14 protein-coding genes are annotated in these 14,128 nt (G+C 41.0%); all 14 read right to left on the reverse strand.

What is annotated here, in order from left to right:
• Nucleotide 1: 1 nt before the first annotated feature.
• Genes OIT90_RS11230 through OIT90_RS11295 form a run of 14 tightly spaced genes read right to left on the reverse strand, consistent with a single transcriptional unit; the run spans nucleotide 2 to nucleotide 14,098 of the window.
• Nucleotides 2-1,195 (reverse strand): acyl-CoA dehydrogenase family protein, encoded by a 1,194-nt coding sequence (locus tag OIT90_RS11230; protein WP_474892568.1) that lies wholly within the window; start codon nucleotides 1,193-1,195, stop codon nucleotides 2-4.
• On the reverse strand, nucleotides 1,161-2,471 hold the full coding sequence (locus OIT90_RS11235) for a type III PLP-dependent enzyme domain-containing protein (protein ID WP_186315127.1): 1,311 nt from the start codon (nucleotides 2,469-2,471) through the stop codon (nucleotides 1,161-1,163). Before OIT90_RS11235 ends, OIT90_RS11230 begins: the two co-directional genes overlap by 35 nt.
• Nucleotides 2,458-3,714 carry an ATP-grasp domain-containing protein gene (locus OIT90_RS11240; protein WP_474892569.1) on the reverse strand — a complete coding sequence of 419 codons (1,257 nt, stop codon included), beginning with the start codon at nucleotides 3,712-3,714 and terminating at the stop codon, nucleotides 2,458-2,460. The genes OIT90_RS11235 and OIT90_RS11240 overlap by 14 nt, the downstream gene beginning before the upstream one ends.
• 4 nt (nucleotides 3,715-3,718) lie before the next feature.
• Nucleotides 3,719-4,849: a nucleotidyltransferase family protein gene (locus OIT90_RS11245; protein WP_126681835.1), complete on the reverse strand. Its 1,131-nt coding sequence runs from the start codon at nucleotides 4,847-4,849 to the stop codon at nucleotides 3,719-3,721.
• Nucleotides 4,836-5,972 carry an aminoacyl--tRNA ligase-related protein gene (locus OIT90_RS11250; RefSeq protein WP_474892570.1) on the reverse strand — a complete coding sequence of 379 codons (1,137 nt, stop codon included), beginning with the start codon at nucleotides 5,970-5,972 and terminating at the stop codon, nucleotides 4,836-4,838. Before OIT90_RS11250 ends, OIT90_RS11245 begins: the two co-directional genes overlap by 14 nt.
• Nucleotides 5,973-6,824, reverse strand: coding sequence for an HAD hydrolase family protein (locus tag OIT90_RS11255; RefSeq protein WP_126681833.1), 852 nt, complete (start codon nucleotides 6,822-6,824; stop codon nucleotides 5,973-5,975). It abuts the gene before it with no gap.
• Between the two features lie 3 nt (nucleotides 6,825-6,827).
• Nucleotides 6,828-7,910, reverse strand: coding sequence for an inositol-3-phosphate synthase (locus OIT90_RS11260; RefSeq protein ID WP_041084818.1), 1,083 nt, complete (start codon nucleotides 7,908-7,910; stop codon nucleotides 6,828-6,830).
• 24 nt (nucleotides 7,911-7,934) lie between these two features.
• Entirely contained in the window at nucleotides 7,935-8,741 is an 807-nt protein-coding gene (locus tag OIT90_RS11265) for a histidinol-phosphatase (RefSeq protein WP_058837675.1), read from the reverse strand.
• A 15-nt stretch (nucleotides 8,742-8,756) separates the two neighbouring features.
• On the reverse strand, nucleotides 8,757-9,530 hold the full coding sequence (locus tag OIT90_RS11270; RefSeq protein WP_126681832.1) for an SDR family NAD(P)-dependent oxidoreductase: 774 nt from the start codon (nucleotides 9,528-9,530) through the stop codon (nucleotides 8,757-8,759).
• 14 nt (nucleotides 9,531-9,544) lie between these two features.
• Nucleotides 9,545-10,273 carry an SDR family NAD(P)-dependent oxidoreductase gene (locus tag OIT90_RS11275; RefSeq protein WP_041084822.1) on the reverse strand — a complete coding sequence of 243 codons (729 nt, stop codon included), beginning with the start codon at nucleotides 10,271-10,273 and terminating at the stop codon, nucleotides 9,545-9,547.
• Nucleotides 10,270-11,259, reverse strand: a complete 990-nt coding sequence (locus tag OIT90_RS11280; RefSeq protein ID WP_144490532.1) for a phosphotransferase enzyme family protein — start codon at nucleotides 11,257-11,259, stop codon at nucleotides 10,270-10,272. Before OIT90_RS11280 ends, OIT90_RS11275 begins: the two co-directional genes overlap by 4 nt.
• Nucleotides 11,260-11,263: 4 nt before the next feature.
• The gene (locus tag OIT90_RS11285; RefSeq protein ID WP_064498462.1) at nucleotides 11,264-11,815 is read right to left on the reverse strand and encodes an AAA family ATPase; all 552 of its coding nucleotides are present in this window, start codon (nucleotides 11,813-11,815) and stop codon (nucleotides 11,264-11,266) included.
• Nucleotides 11,816-11,828: 13 nt separating this feature from the next.
• The gene (locus OIT90_RS11290) at nucleotides 11,829-12,863 is read right to left on the reverse strand and encodes a hypothetical protein (RefSeq protein ID WP_126681829.1); all 1,035 of its coding nucleotides are present in this window, start codon (nucleotides 12,861-12,863) and stop codon (nucleotides 11,829-11,831) included.
• A 5-nt stretch (nucleotides 12,864-12,868) separates the two neighbouring features.
• Nucleotides 12,869-14,098 carry a methionine adenosyltransferase gene (locus OIT90_RS11295; RefSeq protein WP_126681828.1) on the reverse strand — a complete coding sequence of 410 codons (1,230 nt, stop codon included), beginning with the start codon at nucleotides 14,096-14,098 and terminating at the stop codon, nucleotides 12,869-12,871.
• Nucleotides 14,099-14,128: the final 30 nt, after the last annotated feature.

Genomic DNA, 14,128 nt, shown 5'->3' on the forward strand with positions numbered 1-14,128 from the left:
ATCATATCCAGCGATTTTTTAACGGGATAATGCCCAGCTCTTTTTTCGCAATCACTTCTTTTAATAAATCTTCAGAAGGCGGATGAAATTTTGCCGCTTTCACATCTCGGCTTAAACGCTCGAGCAAAGAGCCTTGCTGTAACGAAGAAAAACCCTCGACCTGAGAAGCTAGCTGTACGATTTCTTCTGCTGCTTGCGTCACAAAATGTTTTGTAATCAGCGTCTTCGTATACAAATCACTCGAGTAATGATTTTGTTTCTTTTCTTGATCTGCCTGCTGAGCGCAAGCCATAAGCTGAGAATGTGCAACATCTAACTTCATTTTCATATCTGCAATACGAAATTGCTGTCCTGGTAAAAAGGCTGATTTTTTCTTGGAAATTCGATCATTTCTTTTATATATCACACCGAGGGCATGTTCATATGCTGCTTTTGCAATGCCATAATAAACAGCTGTAACAGCTAGACGAAACCAGTAGATTAAATTTTCAGTATCTTCTATTGCGTAGCCTTCTCTCCCGATGAGCTGATGATCGGGTATAAATACTTGGTCAAAATGAATGTGATGACTCATCGATGCCCTCATGCCCGAATAATTCCACGATTCCTCAATCGCAGCACCTTCACTCGGTAATGTCATTAAGAGCGCCGTCATTCCATATTGAGATGTGCATGACGACGGCGCATACTGACAATAAATCGGTAAATATTTAATGCGCGGTGCACCAGTCACTGTAAATTTAGTTCCACTCACAAGATACCCGCCATCTGTTTTTTCTGCAGTAATGGTCGGAATTCCGTCCATTTGCTTACGCTGATAAATAAAAATCACATTCGGATCGCTAACAGAAGCGATTAGTTCTCCTGAATGCAGAATATCGTCAAAAACTACCGCCTGCTGCTCACTTGTAAGCACTTCAGAAAATGCGCCGAGCGAATAGTAATGCATCGCCATAATGAGTCCTGTCGACGCGCACCCTTTAGATATGTGTGACAAAAGAGTCACCGTTTCTTCAAATCCATACCCAAGACCCCCGTCTTGTTTCGGCATATTGGCGACATGTAATCCACAATCAATCAGCTCGTCTAGATTCTGATGCGGGAACTGAAATTCGTCATCAAGCTGACCCGCCCTTTCCGAAAATTGCAAAACAAGACGATCAATCGTTTCTTGACGAAGCTCCGTCAGTGTCATATTCATCCCTCCTTTGTCTAAAGAATAATCTATTTTGTTTCAATAAAAGGTCATCCGGAGTCCCTCTCTCTCGAATGACATAATCGTTTCCTTCAAACAAAAGCAGCTCTAGCGGAGAAGAATGACCTAAAAATAAGGTAGGGCTGTAGCAAAGTCCATATGCCCCAGATTTCTCAATACAAAGAAGATCACCTACATCGCCTTGCGGAAGCTCCACCTGCCGACCAATTAAGTCTTCCGGAGTACAAAGTGGACCCACAATCGATTGTTTCACTACAGCCGAAGGTTTACTGGAATGTTTAATGAGCCGCATCGGATAATTATTGCGGAGCAGCCTGCCTCTAAACGTCATCGCTTGATGATGATGCATTCCTCCATCTGCAACTAAAAACGTCTGCTCTTTTGATTCTTTTACATATTGTATAGTGGTTAAATAAACACCACATTCCGCTAAAAGAAATCTCCCCATCTCAATAATAAACCTCGGAAATTCCAGCTCAGCTTCGTACGCTCGAATCAATTCCGCTACGTTTTGAAATAACCGTTCAGCATGAAGAGGTGTCTCATGCTGAAAATACGGAATTCCAAACCCGCCGCCTAAATCAACCATCTGGCATGTTAGTCCATATTCTTTCTTGATTCGAACAGCTGTATTAAGCGTGTATTCAAACGATGATAAAAGCGATGTTTCATCAAGAACTTGGGTTCCCAAATACATATGAATCCCTTTAAAAACAAGCGAATGATCATACTTCTGAAATAGGTCAAATACGTCTTTCAGTTTGGATTCATCTATCCCAAATGGACTTGGAACTCCGCCCATTTTGATTTTTGCTCGTGACTCAATGGATTCAGGATTAATCCGAATGCCGACGGATGCTCGTTTGTTTTGATGCTTTGCAGACTCAGCGATATAGATGAGCTCTTCTTTCGATTCGGCAATAATACAATAGATCTCGTGCTGAATCGCAATATCGATCTCTTGCTTCTGTTTACCAGGACCAGAAAAAATGATATGCTCCGGCGAATAACCTGCATTTACAGCCATAAGGAGCTCTCCTGCAGAAGCCACTTCTATACCAGCTCCAAAAGACCGTAACAATGACGCAATCGAGACATTTCCATTGGACTTAAATGAAAAGAACACCTCTGCTGATTGATGGAGCCATCCTGTAATGTGATCATAGTGATCTTTCAACGCATCTCCATCGTATACATACATCGGCGTCCCATAACCATTCGCTTTCTCTAAGAGCGTAGAGTCATTTTTCGGCAAATTCTCTCCCCCTTTCTGCTGAAAATTCCATATCATCAAACTTTGTCAGCATATGAATCTGCTTATCCTTCTTCATATGGTAAAACAATATAAACAGGCGATAATGCCACATATCATCCGCTCTCGTTTTACCGAAAGTATAAATAAAAAACCCACCATCTTCTCCCGGATCGAGTGCTTCGGTCACCTCCGTTAACACATCTTCAAACGGCAGGTCGGCACTGCATGAGAATCTTTTAAAGCGGCTTTCAATATATTCGTAGGTTGAAAAAAAACGACAAATGATTGGGAGTAAATAAGTAACTTGCGTGAACCGGGCATTTATTTCAATGATCGGTATAAGCTGTTCATTTATATCAATGATCGAATCAACGCCAACCACACCTCGATACCCTTCTTCATATAGTAGATCTATGATTCGATGCATGCTTACTTCATATTCACGTTTTTTGTCCTGTTCATAAATAGGCGCAAAATCGGTCCCTAAGTAGATGCCGTCCTCATTGATTTTCTGTTCTGTAATTGAAAGTAAGTGTGATCCTTCCTCTTGAATGAGCAATTGGGCATTTAAAGATCGCTTAATCGGATGCCACCCCTCTAAGAGAAGGTCTGTTTGGATTTTTCTTCTTTCAATAAAGGTCACTAGCTGCTTAAATTCTCTCTCGTTTTTTAAAATACGAAGTCCCTTACCAGATGATCCATAAGGTATTTTCAGAACCGTTTTTGAGAAATGATTCGCTCTTAATTCTTCATACGTCTGTTTTAACTCGTCAGCATTTTGACAAACAGCACCACACGTGACAGTAAACTGATGTTTTTCTGCCCATTTTCTAGTCGAAACCTTATGATTGAATCGTTTTACAAGTGTTGGATTTGAACCATAAATCTTTCTTTTTTCAAGCGATGATGCTTGTTCAACCGATTCATCTAAAAGATAGGGTACAATGAGTCCCTTTAATTTCAAGGCATCTTCTTTTTGAACCATATGCGGAAGCTTGACACCTTGCTTTTCCAAATAGGCTAAAAAAGCAGGTTCTGGCTGGTGATGCATAATGACATGATGATCCTTAGAAGCAATCAAAAGCAGTTGTTGTTCTTGTTGGAGAACTAGTTCATTTTGAACATGGTCTGTCATAACAGGTAAAGCCTTTGTTTGATCCCAGCTTTGTTCTTGATTCATATTCCCAAACCATATGACGTCGTTTCTTCCCTTAAAATCAAATAGCGCTGCCGGATCTTTCATCACACTACTCCTTATGAACAGAATGCTTTTGTATTTCTAAAGACCGGTTAATGTGAAAAAATCGTTTGCGAATAGGCTGATTCCAGGTATGAACGACATCATTTGCATCCAGCACTTCAGATAAATAAGCAAGTGATTCAGGCTGAAGTGCATCCATGACAAGATCAGAAATCGTATGAGGAAAGACTTCATTCACATAATGCAAAGCAAAATAGACCATCTTTTCAAAGCCATACGCTTTCGTTCGACGGACAAACAACTCCACATCCAATAGGTCTTCTTTCATAAACATGCCATATATATCAAGCAACTTATAAAGCAGCAAGTCTTTCATTGACTCCACTTCATTTAAATAAATCGCCTCTTTGTAAAAATGAATACATAAGAAAATCAGCATATCCTCTTCTTTTAATGACCATACAAGATGCTCATCAACAGACGTTTGAATTCGTCTAGACAGCATTTCTTGGACAATTGAATCTGTCCGGTTTCCTGTCATGAGGTCAACTGAAAACTGAACATCAATTTTATGACAATCAATAAAGCGGCATTCTGGTGTAGGTTTCATATAGGTGTAGGTTTGATGTGAGTTCATGATGAGGTAAAGAATGTCTTTTCGTTTCGCAGGTGTGACTGTCTCCGTTTCATAGTTCCAAGAACCTTGAATATAGCCTAATTCTTTTAATACATGTCCGGTTTCTTGCAGCTGATCTTGTGAGATAAAGAGATCGTTGTCTCCAAATAAGCGAAGCCCTACATCGCCGTATGCCCACTGGCCAAGCACACTTCCTTTTACAATGGCATACTCAATTCCTTTTTGATCAAGTGCTTTGAATAACTGATCATTTAACGTAATATTGTCTCGTGCCGTTTCTAATTGCCCTTTATACATAATTTCTAATGACTTTAAAAAATAAGTTGCTTTAAAATCTTTTCTTAAATGAATGGCATAACGTTTAATATTTTTCCATGCAATACCGGCTGTCCGGTGAACATGCAGCATTCCGAGAATGACATTCCAGTCTTGCTGCTGATACAGAAGCTCCTGCATCTCTTTTATCTGGCTGTCTTCTAAAAAAGGATCAGATAAAATGAGGGCTGTGTGCTCTTCTTGAGTCAGATTACTTTGCAGCATAGTGACCCTCCTTTATATGAAGCATCTCATTTGGCCAATTCTTTCGATTTCGACCGTACGTTTGTAAAAAGACTTGCACCCATCGATCGATACCAAATGCAGCACAACCTGAATAAAGCGGCATACCATCTTCTCCCTTGATCTGGAACCTTTCACAAAGCATCTCTCCACAGTCGTTAAAAGAAGCGATCGAAACGTCTTTCTTTTCTGTCACAGCTACTAACTCATATTTGCTATTCGCCATTAATTGATAATTCGCTTTATCCATATCATCATAAAAGAAAAAGGGGTCATTTGCGGTCGTGACCTTTCCGCTAAGGCCAAGCTGATGAAAACATTGCCATGTGTGTTCAAGAAGTGTTTTTCTTGTTTCGTTGATGTATTCGTTATCACCGATAAAGACAATTTCACGCATACTAAATTCTAGTTTCCGAAGAGGATCGACTTTCCAAGAAATTTCATGTCTAAAACACTGCCCCGCTGCTGTCATCATTTGATTGTCTAGATAGGTCTTTCCTTCCCATTCCTCATAACAGTGATAACAAATACACGGCTGTAAAAAACGGCCTGCTTGCTGGAAGTGTTCAGGCAGAAAACCATGATGCTTTTCTCGAATGTCATCAATAATTTGGTAATCATGAGGTATTTCAAAAACAGAATAAATATTTTGCGGAAAATTCGTATGGTATTTACATTTTTCCATTAATTCTTTACTCATCGTAGAAGGGTATCTTCTTATTTTGGCTCCAAGTGAAGCTCCCATATTTAAGAATAATTGATCAAAATAATGTGAGAGTTCCATTTCAATTTCATCATAGAAGGTTCTCTTTTGATTATCCTCGCTTAGTTTCGAATGAACAGGCTCATTGGACAAATGAATATTTGATTTCATTTCCTTTTCACGAAACCTCCGCAGTTGAGCTACATTTGACGATAACTTTAAAAACGCAGCTGATATTGCCTCTGCATCTCCCGTTTGATCTACTGTTACTTCTATAACAGATTCCTCTTCAAGAAGATCAACGTGCAAAATGTGAGCAGATAGAAAAGAAACTCTTTCCACAAAATCCGGTATCATTGTATCTTCTAGTGCATCTGGTAAAGGCAGCTGAAGGGTTTTCAACTAAATACCTCCCTTTTCATTGATCACTTTTGGTGCTTCTAATGATTGTAAAACTTTATCAAGATATTCATAAATAGACTCCCCCAGATGTACATCACATAACTCAATCGCCGATGGATGGCTATCTTGAACTGCAAGCCCCCACCTCGCCTTCTTCAGCAGCAGTCTGTCATTGTGACCATTGCCAAAAGCAATCACACGATGTAAATCACTTTCTCCAAAACAATCTAATAAATGACGTTCAAGCATATCTGCCTTACAAATTCCTTTCGGGGAAATCACTTGTGCATTTAAAAACTGTGCATCCGCAACATCACAATGACAATCTCTTAATAGATGAGCGATATCTATTTTTTGTTTGGGTAAAATAAATAGCTTTGTCACACGGTCAAATCTGAACTCTTTCTGATGACCAACCTCTATTTTTTCTCGTGGAAATGTGTAAAGCATGCAATATTTCAACTTAGCGCTTTTACTGGATGCCACATGCTTCCCGTGTGATTCCATGACAAATTCAGCTTGACCATCAAGTGATGAGATGACCTGCCGGCATATAGCAGCATCTAGATATTGTATAACGTCAAATGTTTTCTTTTGATGGTGGCAAATCACATTTCCATCATTCAACAACACATCATGATGAAATAAATCGAGTAAAGATGGATCTAAGTTCAGAGAGAAGAAAGAATCATACGTTCTGCCTGTGACAATCATTGAAATAATGCCTCTTTGGCGCAGCATGTTCACTGCGCCATGGACATCACCAATAAGCCTGCCTCTGTCATCAATTAATGTTCCATCCAAGTCAAAAGCGGCAAATTTTATCTCGCAAAGATTTAGTTCTGCTTCCACTGATCACACCTTTTTCAGCTGAGCATTTGCTACATATTCATTGAATAGACGCAATGATTCTGAATCTACTTGTCCAATTGGAGGGCTTTTGAATAAGAATGGGCAAACGTCATGTATGACACCGCTGTGATTCATGTCTTTAGCTGCTTTTGCTACACGCATTGCGTTAGCGATAACACCAGCTGAATTCGGAGAATCTTCTACTTGTAAACGAATTTCAAGCGAAATGTCTGAATCCAAAACGGAATTTCCTTCCAATCGCAGGAAGCAGACTTTATGATCTCCTAAGTAGCTGACATAGCCATTTGGACCTGCTGCCACTTCGCTGGCATCAATACCAGAGGCAAATAATGCTTTTCTCTTCGATTTTTGTTTACTCGTTGATCTCATTGGGTTGGCAAGGTTTAAAAAGTCTGTATTGCCTCCCACATTCAATTGGTACGTATTGGTAATGTCAATCCCTCGGGATTTTAATAGCTCAATTAACGCTGTATGCAGTGTTGTGGCACCTAAATGACTTCTTAAGTCATCTCCAAGGAGCGGGGTATCCGACTCTTCAAACATTTTGACAAATTCAGGATCATTTGCCACCGGTTCAGGTGTCGCATTAATAAAGGCAGTTTGCGCGTGTGCACACGCCTCTGCGTATACTCGAACAGCTTCAAATGAACCCGTCGGTAAGAAGCAGACTAGTACATCTGCCTGAACGTCCTTTAATCTTTGCGTCACATCATGTGTGTTCATTTTTAATGAATGTTCATGCGGCTGAATGCAGTTGGACAAATCTCCTTCAAGACCATCACACAAAGGACCTGCTTCAACGGGTACTTGGAAAAACGGGACATCTATATGTTTTACTGCAGCCGTTGGTTTAGTAAAAATGGCCTCTGACAAGTCTTTTCCTACTTTATTTTGATCTACTTCAAAAGCTGCAACAAATTCTACATCAGACAAGTGATAACCTCCAATGACATCATGCATAACACCGGAGAGCGTATCCATCTTTTCCTTTGCCAATTCTACAAATTGAACGATACTTGAAGCGCATGATCCTACTCCTGCAATTGCTACGCGAACTTTTGTCATTTTCATAACCCCTTTTTTTAGAATTTATAGAGCCAATTTTCGCTTTTGACGAGATTGAAAGATATACCATTCCCGATAACCTAATTCCTTCAGCACCTGTTTTACTTTCAGCCAATCATCTGCTACGCGGGCTGGCTGATGGGCATCTGAGCCAAACGTGACATCCACACCATAAAATTTGGCTCGCTCTAATAGATCCATTGATGGATACCAACCGCCGCAGTCTTTTGTTTTGCCAGAGGTATTCACTTCAATGACAGAACCACTCTCCGCAATTGCTTTTAGTGCATCATCGACAGCTTCTGTTTTGAGATGAGCAATCTCTGGATAAAAACCTTTTAAGGCGTCAATATGGCCTAAAACGTCGAACATTTGACTCTCAGCAGACATTTTAATCAACTGGTAATATGTTTCTTTTTCAATGATGGCTTGCTGCTCTGTGATTCGTTCCCACCGTTTCCGGTTAAATAGGTCGTATCCATTACTGACATGAACCGAGCCAATGATATAATCAAATGGATAATGTCGATACACGTCTCGGTAAAGGGCCTCGTGTTCTGGAAAATAGTCAGATTCAACACCTAACAGCACGTGAATTTTTCCGTCATATTCCCTTTTCAACTGCAGGACTTCCTCTATATATGATTGAAATTCACTTTTAGCCATCGCTACCCATGGTTTAAAGTGGTCAGCCTCTTCACCAAAGAAGGGAGAGTGATCCGAAATCCCGATAAAGTCCAGACCTAATTTCACAGCCTCATCGACATATTCTCTGATGTTCCCCTCCGCATGACCACAGCGTTGATGATGTGTGTGCAGATCAAATTTCATGCAATTTTTACTCCTCTACATGGCAGTATAGCCGCCGTCAACCATCAAATTTTCTCCTGTAATAAAACTCGCTTCATCTGAAAGAAGGAAGATGACAGCAGATGCGATCTCTTCTGGATCAGCGGTTCGTTTTAACATGTGCATCCCGCCAATATCAGGATGCTGATTTGCTTGCTCTCTTGTTAATCCAAGCTCTTCCAAATGGAACCGCTCGTTATTTTTGTTCCATACCGTACCTGGATTCACTGCATTTACACGAATACCTGCATCCGCCAAATCCATTGCCATGCACCGCGTCATGTTGACAACTGCTGCTTTTGTCGCGTTATATGTTAAATATTTCGGCTGGGCAATGTGACCTGAAATGGAGGCAATATTTACAACCGATCCTTTTCCTATTTTCTCCATGTATGGCGCAGTGTGTTTCACACAAAGTGCTTGTCCCATAATATTCAAATCCATGATGCGCCGCCATTCTTCAACGGTTGCTTCAAGACCCCGCATGATAAAAACGGCTGCACAATTCACCAGCATGTCTATTTTTCCGAAATGATTGGCTGTTTTTTCGATCATTGAAACAATTGATGCTTCATCAGCAATATCAGCCTCTATAAACAAAACATCATATCCATTTGCTTTGAGCTGTTCTTCTGCTGACATTCCGTAATTTACATGGTGATCAGCAATGGCGACTTGTGCGCCTTCTCGTGCGGCTCGTTCTGCGACCGCATATCCAATCCCTTGAGCCCCGCCTGTCACAATAACCGTCTTTCCTTTCATACCTCGCATGTAGCTGCCTCCTCTTACCACTGAAGTCTTTGCCCGTCTCTCAACAATTCTCCTGTTGGTCCATCCCGGGGCAGCTGTGCCGCCCACACGATTCCTGATGCACCTTCCTGTGTGGTTTTAACAGCCTCTGATGTCCCCATGTCCGTTTGTACCCAGCCAGGACACACTGCATTCGCAAGAATAGAATAGGGTGCCCCTTCTAAAGCGGTGACTTTTGTGAGAACATGCAGTGCCGCTTTTGACATCCGGTAGTACGGACCGCTTTTTCCGTCACGCCTGACATCGTCTGAAGCGTAGATCGCCGAAAGCCTTCCCATACCGCTAGATACATTGACGATCCGTCCATATCCTCCCTGTTTCATATAAGGGAAAACGGCCTTGGTCATTCTGACTGCACCATACACATTCACATTCATCGTTTCTTGAAGAGTCGATACCGGAAGATCTAGAAAAGATGGAAATGTGTGATCCTTTATGTTGTCATGAAAGACACCGGCATTATTAATGAGCACATCCACTCTGCCGAACGAATCTTTCATAAATTGCGAGAAACGTTCAACTGATTCTTCATTTGTTACATCCAGCTGAAATGGCACAACATGCTCAGCCATTTCAGACGCAGCTATTTTAGCACTTTCAAACTGCCGTGCAGTTAAAATAACAAGCATTCCACACTGCGCAAGCTGTCTGCACACTTCTTTACCTATGCCCCTATTTCCACCAGTGACAACAGCGACCTTCATATTCTCATCTCCTTTTGGAGATACCAATCTTCCTTCAGCTGGTTCGATGCAGATTCTAGTGCTTCGAAAGACCAATCAATATACCAGTTTAATAGGTGAGGTGTATAGGTATGCAGCAGTGTTAAATACCGCTCTGTTGGAATATATAAAAGTCTGATAAACGCAGATATAGAACGCCATTCATATTCGGATAAGTCATCTGCATATGCCTTTAAAAATTGAATCGTTTTCACAATATCTAGTTGAAACGTTCCTCTCTTGATTCTCGTTAATAAAAATGCAGATATGGCTGCATCATATATTCGTGGTCTAAAGCCTGCTGTATCAAAGTCAAGAACCATGGCAAGCTTTTTGTTACGAATTAACAGGTTGCCAGAATGAAAGTCACCATGTGTCACAGCATGAGGTAATGCTTCGTATATACTAGGGTTTAACAGCGTGATGATATTCATTAGTTCTCGATCATACACTTTGAGCAAAGCAGCAGCCTTTTTAGAAGAAACAACCTTTTTTAGTGCGTAAGCCGTCTTGCCGAGCGTTTCGTCCGGAGAAGCAATCCAGTTCTTCAATTCGCAGTTTGGATTCACAGGCCCTTTCGGTAAGTTCTTTAATGAATGGAGCTGTTTTAATACCCGAATGGCTTCTTGTTCATCTGAACGATTTCCCATTTCATATGGTCTTCCTTCAAAATAGGGCCGCAGCTGCCAAAAATGTTCTTTGAATAAAATGGTCTTACGATGGTCTTCTGCCTCCATCATAGGCTGGATCGGGAAATGATGATCAAGCAGAGCATCTGTTAAATCCTCTAAATACTGAAGCCACTCCGCATCATGATTTCTTGCACATTTTTTCAAGACAAAGCGGTTTTGGATCGTTTCTACAAGCCACCCTTCATTAGGGCTTCTTCCGTTTAAAGGTGTTAAACGAATCGGCTTTTCAGAAAACCAATATTTCAGGACATTATAAGCATCATCTAATGTCGTCATGTCCTCACCCCTTTTTCTCAAGGTTTTGGATTTTCATAAGCACCTGGTCTGCCTCGTCCCGCTTGTCTATGCGCAGGCATTTCACATGAGATTCTTCTTTTAATTTGTGAAAAAGCGTTTCGTTTTGATGAATCACCTCTGGATAGACTTGAAAGGCATATGAGAAAAATTGAAGCGCATTACCCATTCGCTCCTTATTTCCATTCCAAAGTTTCTCTCTTGTGATGAGCCGTTTGAATGTCCTTTTCATAAGGCGGGGGAATGTCTGTCTTCTCTTGACATCAAGCCAAATGATCGTATCAGCATATTCAGCCAATATGTGGTGAACAGATGAATATTGACCATCAACGACCCATTTCTTTTCTTTGACAATTTCATGGACGCTATCGATAAATACCGTCTTATCTGTTTTTTTCCAATTCGCTTGCCAGAATAGGGCATCGAGTTCATAGTGAGGTAACGTTAACTCCTGCTTCAATTGATGTGCAAGGGTTGTTTTTCCAGATCCAGGTGGACCGACAATCCAAATTCGCTGGCTAGCTCCTTTATTGTTCAAGTTGTTCCCTCCGTTACAGAACACGTTCATGCTTTTGAATGTCGTTTCTCACTTTTACTAGCAGATCAAGTGCTTCATCCCAATTCAGGTTTTCTGTTAATTCAAATACAGGTGTTTCGCTTGAATGAATGGACACATCTTTACATAATTGATCTAATGCTTCCGGCGAAAAGCCATTTTCCTTTAACAGCTGGCCAAAAAGTGTATGTGCGGGAGTCAATCTTGTTTCAGGTGTACTAAAATAGTGAATCATTCCCGCCATTGCTTCTACAGGACCCGGTGACAGGTGAATGCCATTAAACCGGGTACACACGTTAGATAAACCAAACCGTTTTTGCTCCGACAGCAGCATGTGTTTAAAAGAACCCGCTTTTGCCTCTTTAGGATCCGTTGCACCGATAAAATCTTCTCTTAACTTCTTCATAGGCTGCTTTGAAAAACATTCAAGGACGATAATAGACTTTGCAGGTGCAGTGAACCACTCTATTTGACAAGGGTGGAATGAATTAAGCAGAAGCATCTTTTCTCCATCCACCTCGGCCTCTATGGCATATGTGCCCGCACCCAGCTTGTCTACCTTAACGTTTCGGGTTAACAGCTCTAAACCATATGGCGTAAGCTCTTTGTACTTTTGTAAAAATTGATGGCCTCCATATATGAAATGTTCCTTCTTTTTAAACTCTGGGTATTTCATGGCGAGCATCTTTTTTGCTGCATCTGACACTTCACTCAGACCGTTTTTAGAAATTTTATTTAGCATCCCGTATTGATTTTCAATGATTTTCTTTTCCTTCAAATATAAGGATGAAATAACGCGCACGGCTCCTATTTCTACCTCACGATCATCTAATCGTTGGAGAAGTTCATCTAGTATTAGATCAAGCTGTACACCTTTATTGATACTTGTTAATTCAGGCTTTAGCATCAACAGAAGATGATGTTGATTCAATTGTTGTTGTTTTTCAATTTCATATGGATGAATGGTCACTGCCATAGGTTCTTTTGTATGAATACATGCTTGAACGGCTTCAATGACTCTTTTTTTCATCCTTTTTACCACATTGTCACGCCTTTAAAAATTAAATCTGTTGTCACATCGCCCATTGAATGAACCGCATTCATGACGAGGTCTTCAATTCTTTTTCTATCAACTTCATTTCCATCCCACTGCTGAATACGGACGGCAATTTCATCAGGGTTGTGGAGCGGTGCCTCTTTTGAAGTAAAGATATGCACTTCTGTTGGCTTTTGAATAGCCTCAAAAATTTGATCTGCCAACCGTTGTGCGAGCACCCCATATAATTTCCCTGTATGATCAAGCGGGTTTTTCCCAGCTGGCGCTTCAATACTCATAGACCGCATTGGGGTGATCAGTCCATTTAATCTATTTCCTCTTCCAACAACTCCTACATCGCCGGTATCTGCTACAGAACCTAGCGCTGTTAAGTACGGACGGCCATTGCGATCTGTTGCGTTAAGCATGAGATCAGGCGTGAGGCCTAACGTTTCATGAATATAGCGAGCGATTTGATCTTGGCATTCCTTTTTGCGAGCAAAATACTCCTCAAGACTATGAATATCTTTAGCTAGAAATGGCATGTTTACAATGAGTTTGAAATCTTCATGACGTCTGCTTCCAAATATTTTTACATCCCAGCCGGTATCTGGATTGACCTTTTTAAATTCTGGTCCATTCACATAACGCTCTGTATAAAGGACCAGCTTCTCAAGACGGCTTAACGGAGCATGAGCATGCAGTAAGTTACAGTCGTTTGACACAAGCTTTGGATCACCGATTTCAATCATGTCCGTTTCAACCATCGGACGATATCGTGAATTTTTGCGGCCTGCCCCCTGATGATCGACGATTCGGCAGTCAATGACGAGATGTTCTTCAGGGTCAAATCCTGTTGTCACCTCTGATAACACATCCTTTGCCGCATCGAAAAGAATCTTTTTAAGAGGAATGGGCTCATCCCCGTATGCGTATGCCCCTTTTCCAGCAAACACAACTTGATACGGTTTGACCATTGTCCCTTTCCCATACGTGACATCCGCATCTCCGCCAAGAAGCATGACTTTGTCAAACCAGTGGTGTGCCACCCTGCCGAAATGCTCCATGCAATATTGAGAATAGTATTGAGAAGCTCTTTCTGCTATGGCGTCACACATTGTATCTGGATGTCCTACACCTTTACGTTCCACAAGCTCATATGGAATTTGTTCTATATCTTGGCCATCACCTTTTAAAATATCAAGAATGGTTTTTTGAATTGTTTTCATTATCTATCGCCCGCTCTCTTTTAAAATATA

It is taken from the genome of Bacillus sp. ABR (assembly GCF_056172715.1).